Annotated in this window: 28 protein-coding genes and 3 tRNA genes; 8 read left to right on the plus strand and 23 right to left on the minus strand. The window is 56.2% G+C overall.

What is annotated here, in order from left to right; genetic code table 11:
* Positions 1-671 precede the first annotated feature (671 nt).
* From cas4a to HPY58_09260, 20 genes are all read right to left on the minus strand, one after another.
* The gene (gene cas4a / locus HPY58_09165; GenBank protein ID NPV29804.1) at positions 672-1595 is read right to left on the minus strand and encodes a type I-A CRISPR-associated protein Cas4/Csa1; all 924 of its coding nucleotides are present in this window, start codon (positions 1593-1595) and stop codon (positions 672-674) included.
* On the minus strand, positions 1595-2170 hold the full coding sequence (gene cas4 / locus HPY58_09170; GenBank protein NPV29805.1) for a CRISPR-associated protein Cas4: 576 nt from the start codon (positions 2168-2170) through the stop codon (positions 1595-1597). The genes cas4a and cas4 overlap by 1 nt, the downstream gene beginning before the upstream one ends.
* Positions 2171-2261: 91 nt before the next feature.
* Positions 2262-2564 carry a CRISPR-associated endonuclease Cas2 gene (gene cas2 / locus HPY58_09175; protein ID NPV29806.1) on the minus strand — a complete coding sequence of 101 codons (303 nt, stop codon included), beginning with the start codon at positions 2562-2564 and terminating at the stop codon, positions 2262-2264.
* 155 nt (positions 2565-2719) lie between these two features.
* Entirely contained in the window at positions 2720-3730 is a 1011-nt protein-coding gene (cas1, locus tag HPY58_09180) for a CRISPR-associated endonuclease Cas1 (protein ID NPV29807.1), read from the minus strand.
* Between the two features lie 130 nt (positions 3731-3860).
* Entirely contained in the window at positions 3861-4217 is a 357-nt protein-coding gene (locus HPY58_09185; GenBank protein ID NPV29808.1) for a DUF4282 domain-containing protein, read from the minus strand.
* Positions 4218-4329: 112 nt separating this feature from the next.
* A complete protein-coding gene (gene cas3, locus HPY58_09190) occupies positions 4330-6744 on the minus strand; it encodes a CRISPR-associated helicase Cas3' (protein NPV29809.1) in 2415 nt (804 codons plus the stop codon).
* Entirely contained in the window at positions 6638-7393 is a 756-nt protein-coding gene (gene cas5 / locus HPY58_09195) for a CRISPR-associated protein Cas5 (GenBank protein ID NPV29810.1), read from the minus strand. The genes cas3 and cas5 overlap by 107 nt, the downstream gene beginning before the upstream one ends.
* Positions 7394-7405: 12 nt before the next feature.
* Entirely contained in the window at positions 7406-8482 is a 1077-nt protein-coding gene (gene cas7i / locus HPY58_09200) for a type I-B CRISPR-associated protein Cas7/Cst2/DevR (GenBank protein ID NPV29811.1), read from the minus strand.
* On the minus strand, positions 8482-9978 hold the full coding sequence (locus tag HPY58_09205; GenBank protein NPV29812.1) for a type I-B CRISPR-associated protein Cas8b1/Cst1: 1497 nt from the start codon (positions 9976-9978) through the stop codon (positions 8482-8484). The genes cas7i and HPY58_09205 overlap by 1 nt, the downstream gene beginning before the upstream one ends.
* A 54-nt stretch (positions 9979-10032) precedes the next feature.
* A complete protein-coding gene (locus tag HPY58_09210) occupies positions 10033-10338 on the minus strand; it encodes a hypothetical protein (GenBank protein ID NPV29813.1) in 306 nt (101 codons plus the stop codon).
* A 145-nt stretch (positions 10339-10483) separates the two neighbouring features.
* Positions 10484-10909, minus strand: a complete 426-nt coding sequence (locus HPY58_09215; protein ID NPV29814.1) for a hypothetical protein — start codon at positions 10907-10909, stop codon at positions 10484-10486.
* A 54-nt stretch (positions 10910-10963) separates the two neighbouring features.
* Positions 10964-11920 (minus strand): WYL domain-containing protein, encoded by a 957-nt coding sequence (locus HPY58_09220; GenBank protein NPV29815.1) that lies wholly within the window; start codon positions 11918-11920, stop codon positions 10964-10966.
* Between the two features lie 311 nt (positions 11921-12231).
* A complete protein-coding gene (gene cas6 / locus HPY58_09225) occupies positions 12232-13221 on the minus strand; it encodes a CRISPR system precrRNA processing endoribonuclease RAMP protein Cas6 (protein NPV29816.1) in 990 nt (329 codons plus the stop codon).
* A gap of 49 nt (positions 13222-13270) precedes the next feature.
* The gene (locus HPY58_09230) at positions 13271-13585 is read right to left on the minus strand and encodes a hypothetical protein (GenBank protein ID NPV29817.1); all 315 of its coding nucleotides are present in this window, start codon (positions 13583-13585) and stop codon (positions 13271-13273) included.
* Positions 13586-13608: 23 nt separating this feature from the next.
* A complete protein-coding gene (locus HPY58_09235) occupies positions 13609-13773 on the minus strand; it encodes a hypothetical protein (protein ID NPV29818.1) in 165 nt (54 codons plus the stop codon).
* A 90-nt stretch (positions 13774-13863) separates the two neighbouring features.
* On the minus strand, positions 13864-14397 hold the full coding sequence (locus HPY58_09240; GenBank protein ID NPV29819.1) for a macro domain-containing protein: 534 nt from the start codon (positions 14395-14397) through the stop codon (positions 13864-13866).
* A gap of 34 nt (positions 14398-14431) precedes the next feature.
* Entirely contained in the window at positions 14432-14734 is a 303-nt protein-coding gene (locus tag HPY58_09245; protein NPV29820.1) for a helix-turn-helix transcriptional regulator, read from the minus strand.
* Between the two features lie 288 nt (positions 14735-15022).
* Positions 15023-15433: a PIN domain-containing protein gene (locus tag HPY58_09250; protein NPV29821.1), complete on the minus strand. Its 411-nt coding sequence runs from the start codon at positions 15431-15433 to the stop codon at positions 15023-15025.
* A complete protein-coding gene (locus HPY58_09255; protein NPV29822.1) occupies positions 15430-15678 on the minus strand; it encodes a ribbon-helix-helix protein, CopG family in 249 nt (82 codons plus the stop codon). The genes HPY58_09250 and HPY58_09255 overlap by 4 nt, the downstream gene beginning before the upstream one ends.
* A 126-nt stretch (positions 15679-15804) precedes the next feature.
* The gene (locus HPY58_09260) at positions 15805-16821 is read right to left on the minus strand and encodes a serine hydrolase (protein NPV29823.1); all 1017 of its coding nucleotides are present in this window, start codon (positions 16819-16821) and stop codon (positions 15805-15807) included.
* Between the two features lie 476 nt (positions 16822-17297).
* Between HPY58_09260 and HPY58_09265 the strand changes: the two genes are divergently transcribed.
* The 4 genes from HPY58_09265 to HPY58_09280 are packed head-to-tail and all read left to right on the plus strand — an operon-like array spanning position 17298 to position 18234.
* On the plus strand, positions 17298-17528 hold the full coding sequence (locus HPY58_09265) for a helix-turn-helix transcriptional regulator (GenBank protein NPV29824.1): 231 nt from the start codon (positions 17298-17300) through the stop codon (positions 17526-17528).
* Positions 17518-17718 carry a type II toxin-antitoxin system HicA family toxin gene (locus tag HPY58_09270; GenBank protein NPV29825.1) on the plus strand — a complete coding sequence of 67 codons (201 nt, stop codon included), beginning with the start codon at positions 17518-17520 and terminating at the stop codon, positions 17716-17718. The genes HPY58_09265 and HPY58_09270 overlap by 11 nt, the downstream gene beginning before the upstream one ends.
* Complete coding sequence (locus HPY58_09275; protein NPV29826.1) at positions 17715-17924, plus strand: type II toxin-antitoxin system HicB family antitoxin; 210 nt, start codon at positions 17715-17717, stop codon at positions 17922-17924. Before HPY58_09270 ends, HPY58_09275 begins: the two co-directional genes overlap by 4 nt.
* 1 nt (position 17925) lies before the next feature.
* Positions 17926-18234: a tyrosine-type recombinase/integrase gene (locus HPY58_09280; GenBank protein ID NPV29827.1), complete on the plus strand. Its 309-nt coding sequence runs from the start codon at positions 17926-17928 to the stop codon at positions 18232-18234.
* Between the two features lie 86 nt (positions 18235-18320).
* On the opposite strand, the gene HPY58_09285 is transcribed toward HPY58_09280, so the two are convergent.
* The 3 genes from HPY58_09285 to HPY58_09295 form a co-directional block, all read right to left on the minus strand.
* A tRNA-Val gene (locus HPY58_09285) sits at positions 18321-18395 on the minus strand.
* 6 nt (positions 18396-18401) lie between these two features.
* Positions 18402-18476, minus strand: a tRNA-Ile gene (locus tag HPY58_09290).
* Between the two features lie 2 nt (positions 18477-18478).
* Positions 18479-18553 (minus strand) — tRNA-Asn (locus HPY58_09295).
* 487 nt (positions 18554-19040) lie between these two features.
* On the opposite strand from HPY58_09295, the gene HPY58_09300 reads away from it, so the two are divergent.
* The 4 genes from HPY58_09300 (at position 19041) to HPY58_09315 (ending at position 22313) form a co-directional block, all read left to right on the plus strand.
* Positions 19041-19889, plus strand: coding sequence for a zinc ABC transporter substrate-binding protein (locus tag HPY58_09300; GenBank protein NPV29828.1), 849 nt, complete (start codon positions 19041-19043; stop codon positions 19887-19889).
* A 31-nt stretch (positions 19890-19920) separates the two neighbouring features.
* Entirely contained in the window at positions 19921-20682 is a 762-nt protein-coding gene (locus HPY58_09305; GenBank protein NPV29829.1) for an ABC transporter ATP-binding protein, read from the plus strand.
* A 229-nt stretch (positions 20683-20911) separates the two neighbouring features.
* On the plus strand, positions 20912-21739 hold the full coding sequence (locus HPY58_09310; protein ID NPV29830.1) for a metal ABC transporter permease: 828 nt from the start codon (positions 20912-20914) through the stop codon (positions 21737-21739).
* Positions 21711-22313 carry a methyltransferase domain-containing protein gene (locus tag HPY58_09315; GenBank protein ID NPV29831.1) on the plus strand — a complete coding sequence of 201 codons (603 nt, stop codon included), beginning with the start codon at positions 21711-21713 and terminating at the stop codon, positions 22311-22313. Before HPY58_09310 ends, HPY58_09315 begins: the two co-directional genes overlap by 29 nt.
* The last annotated feature ends 186 nt before the right edge of the window (positions 22314-22499 follow it).

Below are 22499 nucleotides of genomic sequence, written 5' to 3' on the forward strand. Positions count from 1 at the left end.
AGGAGTGCAACGGAAGGTGTAAAGGACGTTATCAAGGGAGCTATCAATCTTTCAGTCCCCTTTTCGTCGGGGTTAGGAGTGCAACTGTATTTGATGAAGTTAAGGCCAGTGTGGATATCCTTGCTTTCAGTCCCCTTTTCGTCGGGGTTAGGAGTGCAACCGTAACCGAAGAGATACCCAACGGCCAACCCCTGGCCGCTTTCAGTCCCCTTTTCGTCGGGGTTAGGAGTGCAACCGCATCAGGCCGGATGGTTCAAAGCCTTACCGTACAGGGGATCCCGCGGAATGTTGAACCGCCTTCCAAGGTAAAAATTTCGAAGCGAAGAATTTTGCACAGAAATCTTCTCCTCATTCGAAGTTTCGAAAACGCATTTTGCCAAGCAACAACAGCATTTCCAGGAACTTTTATGGCAGCTTTTGCACTGGTAGATGCCAGAAATTTCCTCCCAGGGCTCCTCTTTCGAAGACCTGACAGAACCGAAACATCACCGCTGTTAGAGACGCTAAAGGCATCCTCCAGGGTTCAAAGCGAAGGAACCGGCAAGAGCAGAACCTGGTTTTGTTTCCAATCTTAATCAAATATCTTCGCCACCGAAACCTGTTTTCCTTTAATTCAAGATAGACAATTTATCCAGAGGATCTACGGAATTGACAAAAGCAGCGATTCGGGGTCACCCCCCAGCGCAGCAAACCTGATAAAAGGGGCAGGTACTGGGGCAGTCGCCGGCCAGGCCGGGGTCGATCTCTTCGGCCACGAAGCGCGCCTTCTCATCCCGCTCCTCAATAAACCACTGCCGCAGTTCGTCGCTGATGATGTGGATGTCCCGCTTCACGATCAGCCGGTCACCTCTGAACTCCCCGTAAACGATGCACCCCAGATTCACCGGAAACTCGTAGAGGGCCTCCATCACCAGGGCGTAGCCGGTGGTACCCAACCTGTGGAAATCCCGCGGCTCCCCAAACTTAAGGTCGAGGATCATCGGCTCGGAAAAGATAAAGGCATCTGTGCTCAAGCTGCCGCTTAAGCCCAGAAAGGCCCCGTTGAGCTTCTGCTCCACTACAACCGGAATCGTAAGGTTCGCAAGGGAGTCTTCCCCGATGTAAGGGTGCCGGGTGAGCATTTCCTGGAGGCGGGAGAGCACCCGCGCTTTTTCGAAGCTGCACAGGATCTCTACTTTTCTGCACAGATCGGCCGCCTCCGCATCGGAAAGGCTCGCAAACTGGGGCGATACCGCCGGGGTGTACTTTTCGAGGGTCTCGCAGATTGCCCGGTAGTTCTCCGCTCCGTGGAGGTAAATCGCCCGCTTCGCAGTTACAAGAAGATCGGCCAGGATCTCGTGGAGAACCGCTCCCTGAATCATGGCAAGGTTAGGTTCTCCCTTGATTCCATGCACCCGGCGCAGGAAGACATCCCGGCCGGATGAGCAGTACTTGCCGGCCACCTCGTATAAAGCAAGCACCGCACCGTAGACGGGCTCCAGCGGGGGCTGGTGCCAGTTCCAGCCCCGCAACTCCTCGGCTACCCCTAACTCCCGCGCCTTCGGAAGGTAGTAGCGGAGGAGCTGCTTTCTCTCGTCATCAGCCAGAAAATACATCATCCCACATCCCCGCAGTAGTTTCGATACTCGCAGTCGGCGCACCGTCCCGCCCGCCGGGGCACGGCAGGAAACTGCTCCCGCTCTATAAGGCCGCGGATTGCCCCAAGGAGGCGTTTTGTATAGAGGCGGGCCTCAGGGGTAGCCTCCACATAGACGGCGCGCCCCAGAGGAATCAGGTAAATAAAGCCGCCCCGCACCGGGCGCCCGAGCCAGTCCTCCAGCAGGAGGGCATAAGCCAGAAGCTGGTACTTGTGGTTGACTGCCAGGCGGCATGTATTCTTGAAATCGACAGGGAAACTCCCCCGGGGAACTGTAATGTACATGTCAAGGACCCCCTCCAGCCCCAGGCGAGGTGAAAAGAGGTAGGTGTTAAAGAACCGCTTCCCTTCCGTAAGGCCGTAGGTACGCAACCGGCGGCGCCCCTCAAGCCTCGCCGTTTTCAGGTGCTCCTCTTTGCCGACCTCCATTTTGGGAGTCGTCTTTTTCTCCACCGGCAGGACATAGGTAAAGTAGATGATCCGGGGGCAGTAAAGATACTGCTTGATGTCGCTCACCTTCAGGACGGGATCCACATCGGGCCACCTCTCAAGGGCTCAAGGAGGACCAGGAGCCGAAGAACAGAAACCGCCCGAGGCCGGCGGCAACCGGGAAGCCTGCTCACTGCTAAAAAACCAGCGGTCCTTTTTGCAAACCTGCCACCTGGCGGGAGAAAGAATCTGTCTCAGGAACCGCAACCTCAAGGATCAGAGAAATGTCCTTGTCGCAAACGGGGCAGATGAGGACCTTTCCCTCTTTGTCTCCCAGCACCCTGCGCAGGCGCTGCTGCAGTTCCTGGCGCCGGTTGTGGTTCAGCTCCCCGAAGAAGGCCGAATACTGGATGTGCACGAGACCGTAGTTTTTGCAGGTGTCGAAGACCCTGGTCCGGATCCGGTCATCGGGGATATCGTAAACAACAAGAGTCTTCAAGCTTCCCACCCCCAAGCCTTTTTTAGCCTGAGAATCTCTTGAAACCGGGAAAGCCAGACCGATTAAAAGGATTAGAAGAACCAACCGAAAAAGGACCAACCAATGAAGACAGGGGTTACCAGACCAAGTCTTCCGGAAACCAAAAAAGCCGCCAGCTACCAGCCGGCAATAAAGGGTCTGTACTTCCCCTCGCCCCTCAGGAAGGTGGCCACCCGCCTTGCCTGGCGCTGGATGATGGACCTCAGCCTGTACTTCTTCCCCTCGTAATTCTCCTCGCCGTCGAGACGCTCCAGCACCCGCCTGGCAAGCTCGCGCCGGGTCTCTTCCGTGAGGCTCCCTTCTTCCTGGGCAAGCGTGGCGCCCCGGAGGATCATGCCGATTACTGTGCGGTCCACGGTGCAGGCGCGGAACTCCTCGGTCAGGTCGAGCACAAGGCTCGGCTTGCCGGGCCGGTCGGTGTGGAGAAAGCCGGCGAAAGGCTCCAGCCCCGCCAGCATGACCGCCCCCCAGACCTGGGAGTAAAGGATGCCGTAGCCGTAGTTCAGGGCGGAGTTCACGGGGTCCTCCGCACCCCGGCGCTCGCGCCCGGCGAACTCGATCTTTTGCCCGAGCAGGAGGCCCACCCCCTCCCAGTAAGCCTGGGCGGCACGGCCTTCGATGGAGAAGATGCTGCCCCGCGCCTCATCTACCGTTCCGCCGGAAATACCCTCCAGTTCTTTTTTGATTTCCTCTATTGCGGCGATCCGGGATGCCAACTCCTGGTAGAGGGCGGGATCGGAAGCCCGCCGGTACTTCCCGAAGTATTTCAAAACGTTTACCTGGTTCCGGAGCTTCCCGTCAACAAAGGCCAGCGCCAGGGCCAGCCCGCGGCCGTCGTTGTAGGCGAGGATCTGCTCCCTGCGGGTGATCACCGTACCGCTCAGCTGGGGGGAGGTCACCTTGGCGTAGGGCTTGCCCGAAGGGGTGAGGAAGTTGATCTGGATTCCGTGCTGGATGCACTCGAGCACCACGTCAGAGGAAAAGGAAACCCCGCGTGAAGCAATGGTAAGGCAGGTGATGTCCCGGAAAGGGATCTCCCTCACCACCTTACCCTGCTCCTTGATGACCAGCCGCTCGCTTTTCTTTCCCAGGGTCGTCCCGAAGTTGATGATAAAGATTTCGGACAGCGCGCCTCACCCCCGAGGGCCCCACCGTACCGCCACCTAAACTTTAAGAATCCGGCCCGGCTTCCTTGAGGTCCTGGCTACTCTTTTGATCTGAGGTAGGAAGGAAGTTCAACTGCAATAACAAAGGCTGTCAGCCCAGCGTGTCCTTCGCGCCTTCACTGCTCTCAGGCTGCCCTCCCCGGCCGGCCCGGACAAGAGCCGACGTGTTCTCGGCAATGCGGAAGAAAACGATAATTGTCTCCATCCAAACCCGGCCGCCGATCACCCAGAGGAAAAAGAAGACCACCGCCCAGATCAGGCTGAAAAGGAAATTTCCAAGCCACCAGCTGAACTGCATCGTTCTCATCCCGCCCGTTGCGAGCATGCCCAGCGCTCCGATGGCCCCGATGGCGATCCACAGACCGTACTGCACAGGGATGATCTTCAGGGTGATGAAGGACGAAAAAGAAAAGTCGAAGAGCCGGGACCAGAAAGATTTTTCGGTCATTCGAGACACCTCCCTTTCGTTTGAAGCTATCTGGTATGGGTATTCGCCCGTGCCAGCAGAGCACCGGTCATCGGTAGTAAAAGCGAACTCTGGTCAAGAAAAAAGGCCTTCATTAAGATGTCATACCTACCAACAGGCCCATCTCGGTGGTATACGGCACATCTACCACCCTGACGGGCCCCCGCTTTTCTTCTTCCACCAGTCCTTGTTGTCGTAGCGCACAGTATCGCCGCCAGGTAATGGGCACAAGAAGCTGGGCTGCTTCCAGTGGTTCGCCCGCACTCATGTGCTGCTGGTATTCACTTTCCAGGCAGGCCGGCAGTACCTCGATGCTGTCGAAAGCCTGGTAAAACATCTCTTCCAGCTCCTCGCTTGCATCAAAAGGACGCAGCGTTTCCAAACACGCCGCCATAAAATTATCGTAAGCCTCATCGTATTCTCTGGTCCAGCGCGCGGCAGCATCATCAGCGTAAATTCGGTCCAGCCAAGCCGTAATCATGCCTTCGTCGATCAGTTTTCCATCATTCTCCTTCAACACTTCTAGGGACCGCCGGACCAGGTCCGCAGCGTAAATTTGCTGCCCGTCGACCGGTTCGGTAAAAACATTGACCGGTGCCCACTCTCGACGCCGCCGCCGGTTAATACGGCCGAACCGCTGGATCAGAGCTTCGAGCGGCGCAGGATCAGAGTACATAACATCCAGGTCAATGTCCAGGCTCACTTCAACTACCTGGGTGGCCACGACCACTACTGGCCTGCGCGCAGAAGAGCCCACACCCGAAGCATCTTGCACCACCTTTTCTTTGCACAGGCGATCCCGACCGTTGAAACGCCCGTGTAATAGAACCACCTCGGGCCGCCCGGCCAGCCGTCGCTCAAGTTCGCCGCACGCCCTCTGGGCGCGCTTAACCGTGTTGCAGCATACCAGAACACTCCGGCCTTCTAGAACTTCATGAGCAACCTGGTCCAGCCAGCGTTCTTCAAATAACTCACCTTCCCGGATTATCAACCGATGCCGTTGGAACGCCGCGAAGACCTCCGGCGCAGCCTCAATGACGTGAGCCGGGCCCAGGGCGGACGCAAGCCGCGCCCGCAGCAATCCAGGAAGGGTTGCCGACATCACAAAAAACCGCGCCCCGAAATGGTCCCGCAGATATTTCACTGTGGCCAGGATGGCCGCCATTCTATTCGCTTCGTAAGCGTGTACCTCATCGAAGACAAAGGCTCCGCCAAAGAAGTCAGTGAGCAACGCTTCGTAACCCTTGATGCGATAAGGACCTTTCAACATCTGGTACGGGCTGAGCACCCGCACCGGGTAATAATGCAGACGAGCCAGGTTCTTTTCCCAGCGCGCGAGTCGCGCGGCCTCGCGCCGGTCGTAGTTATCCTCAAGTAGTCGGCGGTAGAGGGCGAGCACGCTGCGGCTATGCTCCAGCCCGACGCAGCCGGGAAAAGTTTTCTGCAGCCGGTCGTACATCGCATTCATGCTGGCCTGGTAAGGGAGGGTGTAAAAGAGGCGCGGCAACTTTCCGTCCTTTGCCTGCGTGCAAGCCCACAAGAGAGCCGCCTCGGTTTTCCCGCTCCCTGTGGGCGCCACTAAAATGGCCGAACCCTTTGCATGGAGGCAGGCCCGCTGGTGTGGGTAAATACTAGCCTCGGACAGACCCCATCGCGCCATCAGATCATCGGGTTTAACCAGAGGCAACCCCGGTACGGCACCGGCATGCGCCGAAGCCGTATGATCGCTAATCGTCATGTGGCCCCGCAGCGCCAGGGCAGCCATAACCAGGTTCTTCGGAGCAGTAAGCTGGCGCTCCCACCGGCGCAGGTCAAGCAGGCGGCTGCGGATACTTGCGGCGGCGTTGCGGCGGAAGACACCTACGGCTTCCTCTAGCGGAAGAAGTACAGGCTGGCGTACCGTGGAATGCAGGGAGAGTGACTTGATCCACGATGGGTAACACTCATGCAACCACCGCCAGAGCCCCACTAACACCAAGTCTTCAACATCGTCGGCCATAGATTCCAGAACTTCGGCATGCGCTTCACCGGGACCAAGATAGCGCATCGCGATTTCCACTGCATCCCTGTGGTGGAAAACTATGCCCGCTGCCACCCACACCGCTTCTTCCGCGCCAATGGTCTCGCCAAGCCAGTCGATGAACGCCAGCGAAAGCACCTCGTGCCGGTGCGCCCACCGGGGACCCTCGCGCAAAAAAGCCTGGAATCCGCGCGTTGCCTTGCCGAAATCGTGCAACCAGCAGGCCCAGAAAAGCGCCTCCCACAGACCAGGAAAGCCAACCACTTGCGGCAGGTCAGGCCGCAGGACAACCAGTTCGGAAAGCCTCTGCAATACCTGCCAGGTGTGCAAGGCGAGGCTTTCGCCAGGTTTGCCGTCCTCCACCGGGCTTTTCGCCCACACGTCATCCAGCCACGCCGGCCACAAGAGGTCGGTCATCGTACTCCCCCACAAAGGTATGGAAGAACAGCCCAAGATGTGCCCCTTTTTCCTGAGGCGATGTGGGATCAATCCAGAAGGTTTCCTTCTCCATACCTTCGAACCTTATCAGTTCGTCCGAGTACACTCGCCGGTGCAGGACCACATACCGGGCAAAAGTCGGAGCACGCCCGTGATGGTAGTCGAGGAAGCGTGGCATGAGCACAACGTATCCCCTGCCGGTTTGCAGCGCCATTCGGTAGGGAGCCAGGGTATGTTCGAAATAGGCTCGTTCGGAGGTCTCCAACCGCACGACGCCAACCTGTGTATAGGCAAAAAGGTCCTGCGACCTTCCCAGAACTACGGCATACCGTGGCGAACGAAAATAGGGCTCCCATTCCGGCCGGTTAAGGTAAAGGATAAGCCTGGGTCGGAAGAGAATTGCCCGCTTGAAAGGGTTGACCTGTCCTTCCAAAGCCTTTGGTATTCTACTCCCCGGAAGTTTACCGCCAGCTGGTACCAGTACATGCGTGTGTTCGACATCGTCAAACCTCGCCAGGTAGGTAAAGTGGTAGGCAAATTGCACGCCTTCCGGCGCAACCCACTCTCCCAGGGCGCTGCATATATGTCCGTAAATTGTAGCCGGGGGCGGCATTTCAAACGTAGGCTGTACGCCCTGCATGAAGTGGGGGTAACGAAACGAGGTGGTAATCCCCTCAGCCACAATCTTCAGCACCTTCATCGACTGTTCCCCCTACTCCATCCAGGAAGCAGCATTCGTCGGGTTCTTTAGCGCTTCAATCAGCGCCTTGAAGGCCTCCCGTGGATGACCGATTTTCACCCGTTGCCCTTCCAATGTGGCGGCAAAATCCTCAAGCTTCGCCCGCTCTTCATCGAGGTAGCCGCGCACCCAGCCCACATAGACATCCGAAAGGATTTCCTCCCGGAACACGGCAAGCGCTTCTTTCAAAGCCTCCAGTTTCAGTTCCGGGAGGCCCCTGCCGGTTGCCCCCACGACGTAATGAAAAATATGGTTGCCTCCCTTAGTAACGGCCATAATAACGAGGGGAGGGGCCACATCGGTGTAATGGAGAGTTTGTTTGGCGCCCCCGTTAAGGATGGCCATTCCTTCAAACAGAGTCGCCACTCGTTGAATCCGCTGCTCAAGTGGCAGTCGATACGCCTTTTCGCTTTCCAGGTGAATCAGTCCGGTCCGCCTGGCCTCTTCCATCCGGACGTCATCGAGATTCCGGAAGCCGGTCTTCTGCCGGTACCAAAAAGTACCGCTGGCTTTCAGATCTAGAGAAAAAAGACCCTTAAGCGTTGCCCGGTAGAACTGGTGTTCGTGCGGCACCGGGTCGCCTTCCTGCCGAGACATCACACCAAAGTCGCTCGTAGGTGTTACGGGCGCTAGAGAAACCAGCGTACTAACCCTGAAGGGCGCCGCCCTGGTAACGGTGTCGACCGTCTCTGTTTCGCCTGCGCGCGACTCGTCCGCCTCGCGTTTCGCCCTAGCCGACTCCCGTTTGGACGGGGCGCGCATGTACCCGAAGAGGTCATCGTCCCACCACCGGATAGGATTCGCGTCGGTGTAAGCGATTTTTTCCTCACGGTAAACCGGGGCTGCTACCCAGCCGAGACCAGATTTTTCTAATGTCGTCCGCAGCCAGTACCGGAAAGCCTGCGCCGAGACGTAAGGATAAATGCCTTCCCTGGTGCGAATTACTTTTACACCCACACTGTTGTCATAGCGTTCGCCGGGAATATTGCCAAGATTGTTCAAAGCTGACGCGGGAGCATCGACCAAGAAAAGCCCGGTGACAAAAGCCATTAAAATCCCTCCTCTTTTTCTTCGGTGCTCTCTGCGGTTTCCGGCAGAACATCTATGTTCCTGCCTAACCAGCCGAGGTTGTAAAGCTGCTCAATCATCCGGATCAGTACGAGGTCGCGCGCCAGACGCCAATCCGGTCGCGCTACTTCATTTCCTTCCTCAAAAACCTGAATATACGGATCTAAGGTAATGAGCGGTGGATTGCCGCGTTTGACGTGGGCAAGATTAGCCTTGATCAGGGCGTTACGGAAAAGATCGTAGTTCCGCTCGCCGAAAAAGGCGGTAAAGAATCGCCGGTCGTTTTCGCCACTGACGTAAGCTGCCAGACGATCACCCAGATCCCGAATCTGCTCAATGCGCGCCTTATCCACGCCTATCACCTCCCTCAGCAAAAGTTCGGTCAGCTTCCATGAAACAAGGCTCGCCTCATCCCTTAACGAGTACAGCCGCCGCGGATCATCTTCCCGCTGGCTGCGCACCGGTATCCTCAACAAATAGCGGCGGACAAACAGCGGGGCATTATCGGGCAGATGAAACAGGTCCTCGTACAGGAAATTCCGCCGCGGCTGGTCGCCACCCGGTTCGTCCGTTTCCTTCTTTTTTCTCTTTGCCGGAAGCACCATTTGCCAGGCCCGTTCAGCGATCGCGTTCCATTCGCTCCGGTAGGTATCGCTTACCAGGGAGAAGAGAAAACCCGTTATTTCTAGCGGCAAATGATAGATCTCCAGGGGCGGATTACGCTCGTCCAGCGGGTTCGATTGACCGCTATTGGTCAGGTGATAGGCCGTTACGGAGGATGGACGCCGATCCTGAGCTTCCTCCCATCGCCGCCGCTCGATTTCCAGCAGAGTCACGATGAGCAGCGTCTTCGCGGAAGATTTGGCCTCAGGCATCTTTTTATGCCCGGCTTTCTGGGCGAGGTCCAGCGCCCGGCGGTTGTACTCCAGAAAGGCCCTGGCAAAATCGTAAATGAGGTCGGGATTGTCCGAATGCACTGCCAGTAACCTGCCTCCACACTTTGCACAACCGAGCGGGAAAGCCTGCAGACACAGTATCGCCTTGGCGGCAACCGGCAATCCGGCATCGCCCCATGGATAAAAGTTAATGACGTCCTCACCTGTCAGTAGCGGGACATGCTGCCGGAAAGCACGTCCGGGAGGAAGCTTATCTGAAAAAGCAACCGCCGTCGCAGGTTCACCCGTAAAAACGCAGCGTTCCCCAGACGATCCCTCGCTGAGAGACCTCAGGAGCCTCCGGGCGTAATCTTTTCGTTTCTGAGGCTGTTTGGTAAAAGCTGGCTGGTTGAACCAGGCGTTGGTTGTAAAGGCAACGCCTAGGAAGGACTTGAGCGGCTCCCGCTGATATTCCCGCTCGATGAAATCCGCCACCGCCGCGAGGTCAGCTAGAGTAACCATGACAGGGTCTCTTTTCCTTACGAATGCTGTAACCGTGGCCACCCCGACGTCGTACAACGGATGGCCAGTATACGAAAGCATGCTGTCACCTCCTCTCCACTGAAAAAACTTTTAAGTTTGCTTCAGGTCAAAGATTCATGCATGTCCCTTTTCTGTTTCCTGACCGGTTTCTTCATCACTTGCCAGATCCATCTTTTTCACCGGCTTGACGTCACCGCCCGCCTCTCCGCCTAGCGGTTCCGCCTGCACCAGATCTCCTTTGTAGTGCCCCTCTGACCACACCTCGATATACAGCTGTTCGTTCGGGTCGTTGTCTGGCCCCATCACCGCCGCTACCCGGGCGGCGAATACCTCGCCTCTCGCGTACCGGTGGGCGAGGATGGCCGCCAGGGAGGCGCGCAGGTAGCCAAGCTGGACGCCCCAAGGAGCAACTACGGCCACGGCATGGGGATCGTGCCTGTCGAAAATAGCCTATGGCCCGTACCAGAAGCAGAAGATCCTCGCCCTCTGTGGGCCATTCGTCGATCATGCCATTCTGAACAATCTCTTTCAGGACGTCCAGCACGAAAATCAGCCTCCTCACCAGTTAATCCTCGCCGCGCCCATGACACCAATCCGCCAGAAGCAGTGCCGCCAGAAGCCAGAGCAGGGGCGTTGAAATGCCGCCTGTACAACGATCGTCGGTTGCGCCTTCCCCTGTGTGGCCGCTCCAGGCAGACGCGAGAACGCCTATCAAGGCAAGCACTGCTCCCGTCCCGGTGAGGATCATCCAGAACCAGAAGGGCAGGCCGCACAGGGAGTGCAGGATGTAAGCAGGGATCGCCGCCAGGCCCAGGGCAAAGCCAAGCAAACCGAGGCCGGCAGCAACCAGCAGGGCAAGCAGCGCCAGCATGAGCAACAGGACCGGGGAAAGCACAACCAGGGCGACCGCACCAAGCACCGCATAGCCGAAGGCGCGGACAGCCCATAACAGGCATTTTATGACTGTGGGCGAAAAAACGCCTGGCGCCATACCCACGCTCCTTTTTGCCGGCAGCGAGCGTTCTTTTCTCGCACCCTGCGCAGTTCATCTCCCGCTCGACGACCCCTCATATAATGCCACGACGGCGCGGGCTTCGGCGGCCACTTCCTCCCGCAGGCTCTCTGGGGCGAGGACCTCGGCGTGGCTGCCGTACCCCATCACCCACCGCCTGACCTCCGCCAGGCCGCCGGTCCGGAAGCGGAGGATTAAACCGCCGTCCGGCAACTCTTCCACCGTCTGGGTGGCGTGCCAGCGCCGCTCCCGGATGTAGCGGGCCTGGTAGGCATCGAAGCGAACCGCAACCTCCACCGGCTCCTCCCCCCGCTCCAGCTGGAAGGCCTGCGCCATCCACTCCTCCAGGCGAAAGCCAGAGTCGCGGGTGAATCCGGAGGCCAGCACCTCCCAGCGGTCGACGCGGCCGGTATGGAAGGTGCGGTAGGCAGAGCGGAGGTGGTCGAAGGCGATCAGGTACCAGTCGCCGCCCCGGTTGTAGAGGTGGTAGGGGTCCACCACCCGCTCCTGCCAGCAGCCCCGGCTCGCGGTGTAGTAGTGGATCCGCACCTGGCGCCGCTCCTGGATCGCGCGGTGCAGGTCGAGGAGAAAATCCTCCCGCGCCCCCAGGGTGGGAAGGGAAGCAAAGGCATAGCACTCCCGCAGCTCCTCCAGGTTTACCTCCACCGGTGCCCTGAGGCTGCCTGTGATTTTGGCAACTGCCGAGCGCAGGGCGGCCTCAAAGGGAGTGCCCAGGCAGCGGCGCGCCGCCTCCACGCTCAGGAAGAAGGCAAGGAGCTCCCCTTCGGTGACCATGATGCTGGGCAGGACCCAGGTCGCATCGGTGTAGTACCACCCGCCGCGTCCCCGGTCGTAGGCAAGGGGAGCCCCGAGCCTGTCGACGAGGAACTGCCGGTCCTGGTAGATGGTGCGCTCACTCACCTCCAGCTCCAGGGCCAGGCTCCGGGCGTTGGGGTAGAGTCCTGCCCGCACCCGGCGGTCGATCTCCATGATCCGCTCAAGCTGCTGCCTCCCGGACACGCTCCTTCTCCTCCCCATCCCTCTATAAAACCAGAATGGCCAGAACGCCCCACTCCTTGCCAGGGCATCGGGCGTTGCCTTGCAGTCCGGCCAAGCTCAATGCTTGAACTTTTTGGCACCGGATAGACGCTCTGACAGAGCTCTGGCAGAGCAGCCGCCGGGAATCTCACGGCAGCGAGTTCGGGTTCGCTGTTTCCGAAACGGTTTGAAGCTGCAACCCCGGTTCGGCACTCTGACTTCAGTGTAGCAGAGGCCACTGCAGCCATTGTTCAGTCCGCGACTCAGTCCGTAAAAATGCGCAATGCAAACTTTCCCTGGCCGAAGACCGTCCCCTTGCCCACGTGGATTAATTCCCCGAGCAGGAGCAGGGGAAGGAAATCGCCAAGGGGCCCCTCGTAAACCGCCCTTCCTACAAAGCCCTCCAGGGGAACCCGCCGCGCCTGACGGGAGGAGTAGCGCCCAACCGTGACCCAGGAAGTCTCGTTCCGAACCAGGCGCACCTCCCCGGCGCGCCGGATAATGCCGGGGAAATCCGCTTCATAGGCGAAGCCGTGATAGAAGTAGCAGAGGGAGGAGACGCGGCGGAGCAGGCTCCGCACAACAGCGTGAAACTCCGGGGCGCGGATGGAGGCGCCTTCATGGGTGATCCGGGCGGGAGTGAGGAAGGTGGCCTCGATCCTCCGCAGGCCGTCAAGGGGGTATGCGGCGGCCCGGCTCCAGACATCTTCGGCCGCAACGGAGAGATCCCGGGGCCTTACAACCCGGTCCCCGCCGTGATAGACAACAGCGCTCACGCCGGTAAGGGGGTTGGCCGCGGCAATCTCTTCCAGGACAAAGGGCCTGCGCCCCTTTCCGATGCCGCGGCGGGAAAATTCATCAAGAGTCACGATAAAATAAGGAAGCAGGTTCCTTGCCTTCCCGAAAAGGATCAAAGCAAAGTCGAAGGCTTCACCCGGATTGTAGGAGGTCCTGGGGTCAGGGGAGGGCTCCAGAACAAAGGGGCGGGGAATGGCATCAAAGCTGCGCAGGGCCTCGGACCCGGGCGGGGGTTCGCTTTCGAAGACCAGGGGGTAGGGGCAGTTGTGCTTCAAGGGGCACTCCTTGCACTCCCCGGCGCCGCCGGTGCAGACAAGGCGCCGGAAGGTCCCGGCAAAGCCTCCCCGGAAGGTGGAGCCCTTGTAGGGAGGAAGGAGAACGCCGTCCGCGCCGGCGCGGAAACGGATTTCGTAGCGGGCGAGGGCCAGGCCCTGCGGGCAAGGAACCAGAGTCAAGAAAAAACACCTGCCCTTTTAAACAATTTCAAAACTTTAAGGAAAAATTTCAGGTAATGCCACCTGCATTTGTGATTACCGGAAAGATCACCTCAGGCCGGGAGCGAAAGACGAGCGAAAGACGAATAGTGTCGAAAAAAGGCGAAAAGAAAAAGGCAGGGAATTCTCCCCCTGCCTGTTCGCATCCCTGCTTTTTGCCATCCTTTCGCAAGCATTTCTTTCCGGCCCTTTTCTCAATATTCTTTTTAATACTTTGAAGTGTTCTTTGAGGAGGTGTCGGGCTAATGGCATCCACTTCCTGACAAATATCCTGTTCAGGTATACTTGTTCGACACATACCGGCTATTTCCTGCTCATTTTTCATAAATTTTCAAGTTGCCCGAACTTTCAAGTTTCCCGCCTGCCTGCCCTCCTTTTGCTGATGAGATATTCAAGCATCTCCAGTGCAGCCGGATCAACGGTTCGCCTGACATCTTTCGGGTCCCTGATTCTGTCTTTGCGCGCAACCGATGGTCTGGAACACTGCAGAGAGGTGTCTCTGAATCGCGGCACCAGCACCACCCCTAAAATTTCATTAAAAAATCCTCAAAAACTTCATCAAAAAGAGCAGCCTAAACAACAACCCGCAATGCCAGCCTGCTCCTACGGCAGGCACCGCGCCAGGGCCTGCTCGTGAATCTCCAGAGCTTCCTCGTCCCGGAGGACAAAGCGGATATGCCTGACCGACTTTAAGGAGGGAATTACTTCAGCTACCGCCCTGAAGGCCACTTCTGCCGCCTCCTCCATGGGATACCCGAACGCCCCTGTGGAAATGGCAGGAAAAGCCAGCGACGTTATTCCATGCTGATCGGCAAGCTTCAGGGCATTCCGGTAGCAATTGGCAAGCAGCTGGTCGGAGGGCCGGTCTACGCCGTAAACAGGCCCCAGGCAGTGGATGACGTAACGGTTGGGCAGGTTGTGCCCGCCGGTGATCACGGCCGTCCCCGGCCTGATCGGAGCCAGCGGCCGGCACTCTTCCTCCAGCCCCGGCCCGGCCGCCCGGTGGATCGCACCTGCCACCCCACCCCCGCGCCGGAGCTGGGCGTTGGCCGCGTTGACCACGGCGTCAAACCCTAATTGCCGGGTTATGTCCCCCAGAACACACTCGACCTTGACGCCCGATATCGTCTTCTCCATCGCTTCCTCCTCCCCTCCCCTCGCTTTCAGGCCATCAGTTGGGCGAGGCTGCGGCTTCCTCATGCCGGCAGCCCCCGAATCGAGAAGCGGCTTTTGCCTCATCCCGCCACCTTGCATAAATGATCTTATCGAACCCCAGCAAAAGATACTCTACCGAGACTTCCAGCAGCTGAGCAATGCGGCTCAGGAGCTCCTCTGTCAGAGGCTCGCTCCCTGATTCCACTCCTTCCCATACAACCGGAGAGACACCCGCCCTGTGTGCTGCCTCCGCGATGGACAGGCCCTGCTGCACTCTGTGTGCACAAATGCGGATGCGGACCATCGGACTCAGCTCCATCCTGTTCACCCCCCTGCCTGGTTTTCCCCCGCCGATCCCCTCGCCTGCCCGGCACCCTGACTTTCGCGAAACTTCTCCATGTCTTCCAGAAACTCCTTCTTCCGGCAACGGAAGAAAAGAAAAAGGTCGTGGTTTAAGATCGTGACACATCAGAAATGCCTGGTGGAATTTTTCTGCGAGTATAGCCAGACGTGTTACAACAAGTTAGAGCACTCGAAGTCAGAGCACTCATCACGGGGGCGAACAGGTAAAGATATTCCACAGGACAATGCCCGCAAGAGTTCCAAACTACGAGGTGCCCGCCGGTATGCATGTAAATCCCTGCTCGGAAAAATGTTTATCGAAAGCAAAAGCTTTTTTGATGCCCAGACGCCGCATGGTGGCAAAGCTGGCGCAATCAACCAGACTCAAATTTCTCCGGTTGGCGGTGAGCAGGGCGTTGGCGGCCTGCTGGTGAAGGGAATCATCGATCCATTCCAACTGCAGGACGGGAAAAACGTCTTCATGAAAAGCCCTCACTGCCGCCATGCCTAACCGGTGCTGCGCCAGGGTATAGGTCTCCACCAGCACGTAACTGTTGCAGACAATGGCCTCGCGGGACTCCAGCAGTTCAGTCCATACTTTTTTTGCCGCTTCGTGGTTTTCGTCGTCGGCGTCCAGAACGGCCAGAAAAGCCGAGGTATCCACGTAAACACTCATTTGTCAAAAGCCTCCGCAAGGTACCTGTCGTGGTTAGCCGCCAGATCTCCCGTACCGGAGCGGAAACGGCCGGCAACAGCGGCAGCGCGCCGGATTCGTTCTGTTGGCTCCGGACCCACTGAAGAAGCAAGCGCCTGATCGATGCACCGGCGGATTAACTCGGCGAGGGAAACGCCTTCCGCGGCCGCCCGGACCTTCAAGGCGGCAACCTGCCGCTCGGTAAGCTGAATCTGAGTTCGCAGCATTTCTATCACTTCCAACAGCATGATTGCATTTATGATAACATTATGTCGGCCCGGTGTCAACGACTCTCTTTGGGGCAGTCTTGATATGGAAGACAGGAGAGTGCCGACCGGCTCTCGAGCGGGCGGCTATTTACGGGGAAGGCCCAGGTCGGGAGCGGCCGGAAACTGCTGTTGGTAGCTGTAAACAATCCGGGAGATTTCGGCGATGTTGCGGAAGCCGGTGTCCTCGTCAGGTATTCCCTTTGACATGACCACCAGGATGTAGGGGCGCCTGCCGAAGACGATCCCCATGTCGTCGGCGACTCCGTGGATGCTCCCTTCTTTATGAGCTACCTGCAGGTCGGCGGGGAGCCTTCCCGGCAGTCCGACATGGAAGATGGTATGGGAAAGGTCGTCGATGAGCCTCCCGCCCTCCCCCGGGTTCTCCATCGCGAACCTGGCAACCGCCTCCGCAAAAGCTCCCAGGTCCCGGGCCGTTGATGAGTCGCTTCCGTAAGGCCCGGTTGTTTCCGGGCCGATGCTCTGAATAAAATTCATGACATTTTCATAGCCCAGCGAGCGCACCAGCATGTTGTGGGCAATGTTGTCGCTGATCGTTATGGAAACAGTAGCCAGGCAGCGCAGGGAAAAGGTGTCTCCATCCCTTGCTGTATACTGGAGGGCTCCCGCTCCCCCCTGGTAGTCGGCCGCCGCCTGGTAGCGGACGCGGTCGTACCAGTGCAGTCTCCCCTCCGCCACCTGCCGGTACAGGTAAAGGACCACCGGCACCTTGATGCAGCTGGCCGGGGGAATGGGCACCCTCTCGTTGATCCCCCACACCTGACCTGATGCCAGATCCTTAAAGTAAACGGCATAGATCCCCTCCAGCGTTCCCAGGTACCTGCCAACCTCCTGTTTGAGGGGCCCGTAATCCGGCCGGTCGAGCCAGGGCGGCAGGGGTTTGAACCGGGGGCCGGGCAGGCGCCCCTGCAGCAGGATCAGGAGCAGGACCAGGACTGCCAGGGAAGAGGCGATAATCAGCTTTTCGAATCCAAACCGCCCGGTGCCGGACCTCTCAGGAGTTCTTTTCAACGCAGACACGGTAGAGGGATCACCTGCTGCTTTCTCTTGCACCCTTCTAACTTTCCTGCTTTCTATTAGCATCCCTCGCCGCAGCAATTTTATTAGATCACCGTGTAGTTCCCCTCTTTAAACTACCGCGGCGGATGGGGCTGCGTTCGGCCCAGAAGACATGACCCAGGGGAGCAGGCTTCAGATCCGGTAAAAAACTTTAACCAATCAGATTTATTTCATCTGCTTCCTTGAAGTAACGTTTGATCTTTTACATTAAATTCACACAGAGGGGGCAGGCGACCATGCTTTTAGTATACCATCCAACGCTGAAAACCCCTATTAAGCAGAACCTTCTTATTTTGCTTGCAGTTATCGAATATTCTGTTCAGCACGGTAAAAACACCCGGCGGTAACCAAAATCAAACACCCCTGGTATACACTTTCCCTTAAAGAAAATGTGTCTCAGGCTTGACTTCCAAAAAAATTTTTTTGGATTACCTTTAGGGAAACATGGCTTGTATATCGGTAAATTCCATGATATACTTTGCTCAAAGGAAGGGATGCAAATGATTACGTGGAGACTCCATCTCAAGATGGCTGAAAAAAGAATGAAAATAATCGATCTTGCCAGGGTTACGGGGCTTGCTCCTGAAACCGTAAGCAAATATTACCACGACAAAGGAATAACGGCGGTGGAGATGGATACCCTTGAGGCTTTCTGCAAAGCCCTGGACTGCCAGCCCGGGGACCTCCTGGTCTACGTCCCAGACGGGGAGGAGAGCAGGCCTGAAGGTTAGAGACGTGATCAGGATGCTGCGGGATGACGGCTGGTATCTGGCGAGGCAACGGGGCAGCCACCGGCAGTTCAAGCACCCCACGAAGCCCGGGCGGGTTACCATCGCAGGCCACCCGAACGACGACCTTGCCCCGGGGACACTGAACAGCATCCTCAAGCAGGCAAGACTGAAAAGGAGGCATGAGCATTGAAGCGGTACCTCGTGGTGATTGAGAAAGCCGACGGCAATTATTCGGCCTACCTTCCCGATGTGCCCGGGTGTGTGGCCACCGGGAGGACGATCGAGGAGGTCAAACAGAACATTGGAGAGGCCCTGAAGATGCACCTGGAGGGCATTATCGAGGACGGCCTGCCCCTCCCGGAACCGAAGGCGGAGGGGGACTACATAACGGCCTGAAATGGGCGCAAGGTTGGCGTACCAGGGGCGAAAACCTTCGGGGGGTAATATAAAAGTTTTCCACCGGCGGTTTACGGCCCTCCAGCAGAAAGCGGAGGTTGAGCACCACAGGTTTCACGCCCTGCGCCACACCTTCGCTACACTGCTTTTAGAGGCAGGCGAAGAAATGAAAACGGTGCAGGAAATCCTCCGGCACACCCGCTTAAGCACTACGGCGGATATTTACGCCAAAGTTACCGAAAAGCTAAAAAAGAAGGCTGCAACCAGGATTAATAATATCCTCTCCCAGAGAAAGAAGCAACCCGGTTAAACCGGGTTTCAATTTTTATTGTCGTAAGATTGTCGTAAAAGCAGGGTTCTGGGAACGCCTTCCATCCCCGGAACCCTTGATTTTCCTGGTGGGCGCGGCAGGGATTGAACCTGCGACCTCTTGAATGTGAGTCAAGCGCTCTCCCACTGAGCTACGCGCCCCTGATATGGTGGGCCCACCCGGATTCGAACCAGGAACCTACCGGTTATGAGCCGGCTGCTCTGCCGTTGAGCTATGGGCCCTCTGGCTCCCCGGGCAGGATTCGAACCTGCAACCCTCCGGTTAACAGCCGGATGCTCTACCGTTGAGCTACCGAGGAACACCTGCGGCAATTACATTATACGACAACCGGCGGCCGGCGTCAATGTTTTGCCTGCTCTTTATTGATTCTCGTTTCCGGTTGTTTTGTTTTTCTGGGGATTTTACTCACTTCCTTTGTTTCGGGCTTTTCACTTTCAGTTCCAGGTGTGAGGTTTTTCAGAAAAACCGAAGTCGAGTAAATTTTAAAGAGAAAAATGGGAGGGGTTGCAGAAGGAATCTATCATCTTTTAGCGAATGTTTGTATTTCAAAGGAAGGTATTTCAAGGAAGCAGGTATTGTGACACGGAGTCACAGGCAATTTGCGTAAACCAGAGCATTGGTTCAGGGAAGGCAGGAAAGGTTGCTTTAAGCGAGGAACGGAAATTTCAGGCGGTTCGGGAAATGGGACCATGAAGGTTCCGGGGAATTCCATGAAGGAACTTTCATGGTCTTCTTTTATTTTTAATTTAAACAAAAGGTGACAGGAGGGGGTAAAAACGGTGAAAATTAGAAAGTTTCATTTTCTAGTTGTTTTCCTCGTCCTCGGTTGCTTGCTTTGGTTAGCAGGTGGGTGTACCCCAAAAGAGCAGGAGAAGCTGAGTGTTGCCACAGGGACCTCTCTAATTGCAGCAATTGTCGAGGAGGTCGGAGGGGATCGGGTTGAAGTCACCAACATCGTTCCTCCTGGTGCTTGCCCTGGTCATTTTGATCTCAAGCCAAGTGATGTTCAGAAACTGGCCACCGCCAAGCTGTTTCTGCGCCACGAGTGGCAGGGCAGCATGTTCACCCAGGATTTGATTAATTCCGTCCACAACGAGGATCTGGTTGTGGTTCCGGTGGCAGTAGAAGGCAACTGGATGGCACCTCCAGTGCAGAAAGAGGCGGTTGAAAAAATTGCCGAAATCTTGATCGAAAACGATCCGGCCAACAGGTCTTACTACGAAGAAAACAAAAAGAGACTGATTTCTTCTATAGAAGCGAAGGAAAGAGAAATTCGCGCCAAGCTCCAGGCTGCCAATGTCAGTAACATTAAAGTTATGTGCTCTAGTATGCAGGAGGGCTTTCTCAAGTGGGCTGGCTTTAATGTGGTTGCCACCTATGGGCGCCCTGAGGAGTTCACCCCGCAAACGATCCAGGAGTTGATTAACAAAGGAAAGCAGGAGGGTGTCAAACTCGTGGTTGACAACCTGCAGAGCGGCCCAGACGCTGGTAAAGGGATCGCCAAAGAACTGGGGGCTGTCCAGGTTACGATTTCTAATTTCCCAGGAGCTTTGCCGCAAACAGACACCTGGGCTGCTGCAGTCGAGAAAAATGTGGAGCTGCTGTTGGATGCGGTCAGGCAAATCAAAATCTAATATAGGGTAAGTGGGTTCCTTTCCTCACTGGATGAAGGTGTCAGGTATGGCACAAGCATCACAAAATAATGTGGTTATCAGAATAAAAGATGCTGTTGTTTCTTATCGAGAGGATGTTGCCCTAAAGGGTGTTTCCCTATCAGTAAAAAGGGGTGAGCTGGTAGGAATTATTGGTCCCAACGGAGCGGGGAAGACCACTCTGCTTACTCTGATCAACGGTCTTGCCAAACTGCTCCGGGGTGAGGTAGAAGTTCTCGGGTACTCGCTGAATAGCGGCTGTTCAGCTTCTCTCCGCAAACTTGTTGGCTATGTGCCCCAGTTGCCAAACATTGATCCCCGGATGCCGATCAACGCCAGGGAGGTAGTAATGATAGGCCGCTACGGGCGTTTGGGGTTGCTGCGCCGTCCAACCTCGCATGACTGGGAGATCGTCGACAAAATGCTGGAATTGGTAGGGATGAGCCACCTGGCCTTACGCCCTATCGGCCACCTCTCGGGGGGTGAGCAGCAGCGCGTAGCCATTGCTCGTGCCCTTGCCCAGGAGCCGGAAATACTTTTGCTCGATGAACCTACAGCTTCCCTTGACCGCAGGGCACGAATCAGCATAATGTCGTTGGTCGAAGAAATTCACCGCTCGCGCTGCCTGACCACCCTGATGGTGACCCATGAGCTGAAAACGGCAGCAGCGGTTTGCGATAGGCTCGTTTTAATGAAAGAAGGGCGTATTTGGGCTCAAGGTAAGCCATCAGAAGTCCTGCAGGAAGAGTTGTTAGACCTCCTCTACGGTGGTTAAAACATCATGAAAAACACGGTTGGGAAGGGGAAGGAAAGCGATGATGGCCGGAAAACTCTCCACCATAAAGGATGTGTTTGGCCAAGAGCCATTTATCGATGTTCAGCCATTATATTGAAACAAAAGATATTTTCCTGGATCTGGAGTGGAATCTGACCGCTTTCACCGGCGTGAAGAAAGGGGATAGGGTGTAATCAGTCTGGATCTCTCTATCTTGGGTTACCAGTTCATGCAAAATGCAATCCTGGCCGGTTTACTGGGTGGAATAGCCTGTTCTCTCCTTGGCGTCTTTGTGGTGACTATGAATCTTTCCTTTATCGGAGTTGCCATTGCCCATGCCGCCTTTGCTGGTGCTCTTTGCGGGGCGTGGCTGGGTTTCAGTCCCCAGCTTGGGTCGTTTGTCTTTAGTTTGGTGGGTGCTGCGATTATCGGACCCCTTGCCGATCGGGGGGAATTTAATCCTGACACACCTATCGGAATTGTTTTTTCAATTACGATGGGACTTGCTTTCATGTTTATGGGTTTGCTTCCTGGACCGAAGACTCAGGCCCTCGAACTCCTTTGGGGGAGCATTCTTACGGTGAGTGACCTTGACCTGGTTTTGCTGGTTGTCGTTGCCTTTGTTGTTTTGGCTCTGGTGGTGCTCTTTTATAAAGAAATCCAGGCTGTGATATTTCATCGGGAGGTCGCTTTAGCTGTTGGTATTCCTGCTAACCTAATTTTTTACGCCCTGCTTTTTTTGACAGGTTCAGCTATTACTGCTTCTTTACGCAGCATTGGCGGATTGCTCATTTTCAACTTAATTCTTAATCCTGCTGCCGCAGCTTACCAGCTCACGTATGACCTTAAAAAGATGTTTGTTCTCTCTGGCATCTTTGGGGTTGCTTCCTGTTGGCTGGGGTTGCTGCTATCACATCTCTTTGATCTCCCAAGTGGTGCCACAATTGTAATGGTTGCAGCAGGAATTTTTGTGTTGTGCAGCATCTTTTCTCCGAAACGGAAAGTAAAACAGTGGGGAGGTGAGCCGGTTGACCGAGGAACTCAGGCAATTTTTTAATGAAAAAGCCCGTATTTGGGATCAGCTTATGGAACCGGAAACGCGTGAGCGCTTAGCTGAAATCATCAAGGAATTGGCGATCAAACCGGGTAGCAGAGTTCTTGATGTAGGAACAGGCACAGGGGTTCTCCTTCCATTTTTGGTAGAGGCAGTGGGGCCCACGGGAAGTATTGTCGCCCTCGATATTGCTGAAGAGATGCTTGCCCGGGCGCGGGCTAAAAATGGGGACAGAAACATTGAGTATGTTTTGGGAGACATAACCTCCACACCTTTTCAGGAAGGGACCTTTGATGAGATCATCTGTAACAACACCTTCCCTCATCTGCGCGACAAGTCTGCCGCTCTCAGGGAAATGGCTCGGATTTTAAGACCAGGTGGCAGGGTGGTTATCTGCCATCCAAAGAGCCGTGAGGCAGTGAACGAGTTGCACAGGTCCATTGGTGGGGTTGTTGCCAATGATCTCCTTCCTGAGGATGGGGAGATGCGGAAGCTGCTTGAAGAAAACGGATTTGTGCAGATAAGCATCACTAATTCACCTGAAAGGTACCTGGTTACAGCCTGCAAGCCCTGCTGAGGTTGGCTTTTTCGAGGTGTAAGACCAAGGAGAAGGAATTTTTGAGGATTTGGAGAATTAAGAAGAAAAAGGTTGCTTGGTGATTGAAAATAGAGCGTGAAACTTGAAGTGTACTGGCGCCACGAAGGTGTCGCATTCTTCCAGAAGGAAGAGCCTTGGTGGTTTTTTGCTTTTTAGAGGGCGTTT

The sequence above is a fragment of the Bacillota bacterium genome, from assembly GCA_013177945.1.
Lineage (GTDB): Bacteria > Bacillota > DSM-12270 > Thermacetogeniales > Thermacetogeniaceae > Ch130.

Excerpts from the sequence above, each read along its gene's own strand:
- HPY58_09215 (NPV29814.1), bottom strand. The coding sequence starts at position 10,909 with ATGGCGCCAGGCGTTTTTTCGCCCACAGTCATAAAATGCCTGTTATGG.
- HPY58_09310 (NPV29830.1), top strand. The coding sequence starts at position 20,912 with ATGCAAAATGCAATCCTGGCCGGTTTACTGGGTGGAATAGCCTGTTCT.
- HPY58_09260 (NPV29823.1), bottom strand. The coding sequence starts at position 16,821 with ATGCTAATAGAAAGCAGGAAAGTTAGAAGGGTGCAAGAGAAAGCAGCA.
- HPY58_09185 (NPV29808.1), bottom strand. The coding sequence starts at position 4,217 with ATGACCGAAAAATCTTTCTGGTCCCGGCTCTTCGACTTTTCTTTTTCG.
- HPY58_09240 (NPV29819.1), bottom strand. The coding sequence starts at position 14,397 with ATGGAGAAGACGATATCGGGCGTCAAGGTCGAGTGTGTTCTGGGGGAC.
- cas5 (NPV29810.1), bottom strand. The coding sequence starts at position 7,393 with ATGAAGGTGCTGAAGATTGTGGCTGAGGGGATTACCACCTCGTTTCGT.
- HPY58_09265 (NPV29824.1), top strand. The coding sequence starts at position 17,298 with ATGATTACGTGGAGACTCCATCTCAAGATGGCTGAAAAAAGAATGAAA.
- HPY58_09305 (NPV29829.1), top strand. The coding sequence starts at position 19,921 with ATGAAGGTGTCAGGTATGGCACAAGCATCACAAAATAATGTGGTTATC.
- cas7i (NPV29811.1), bottom strand. The coding sequence starts at position 8,482 with ATGGCTTTTGTCACCGGGCTTTTCTTGGTCGATGCTCCCGCGTCAGCT.
- HPY58_09250 (NPV29821.1), bottom strand. The coding sequence starts at position 15,433 with ATGAGTGTTTACGTGGATACCTCGGCTTTTCTGGCCGTTCTGGACGCC.
- HPY58_09280 (NPV29827.1), top strand. The coding sequence starts at position 17,926 with ATGGGCGCAAGGTTGGCGTACCAGGGGCGAAAACCTTCGGGGGGTAAT.
- HPY58_09230 (NPV29817.1), bottom strand. The coding sequence starts at position 13,585 with ATGAAAAATGAGCAGGAAATAGCCGGTATGTGTCGAACAAGTATACCT.
- cas4a (NPV29804.1), bottom strand. The coding sequence starts at position 1,595 with ATGTATTTTCTGGCTGATGACGAGAGAAAGCAGCTCCTCCGCTACTAC.
- HPY58_09255 (NPV29822.1), bottom strand. The coding sequence starts at position 15,678 with ATGCTGCGAACTCAGATTCAGCTTACCGAGCGGCAGGTTGCCGCCTTG.
- HPY58_09205 (NPV29812.1), bottom strand. The coding sequence starts at position 9,978 with ATGCTTTCGTATACTGGCCATCCGTTGTACGACGTCGGGGTGGCCACG.
- HPY58_09245 (NPV29820.1), bottom strand. The coding sequence starts at position 14,734 with ATGGAGCTGAGTCCGATGGTCCGCATCCGCATTTGTGCACACAGAGTG.
- HPY58_09220 (NPV29815.1), bottom strand. The coding sequence starts at position 11,920 with ATGGAGATCGACCGCCGGGTGCGGGCAGGACTCTACCCCAACGCCCGG.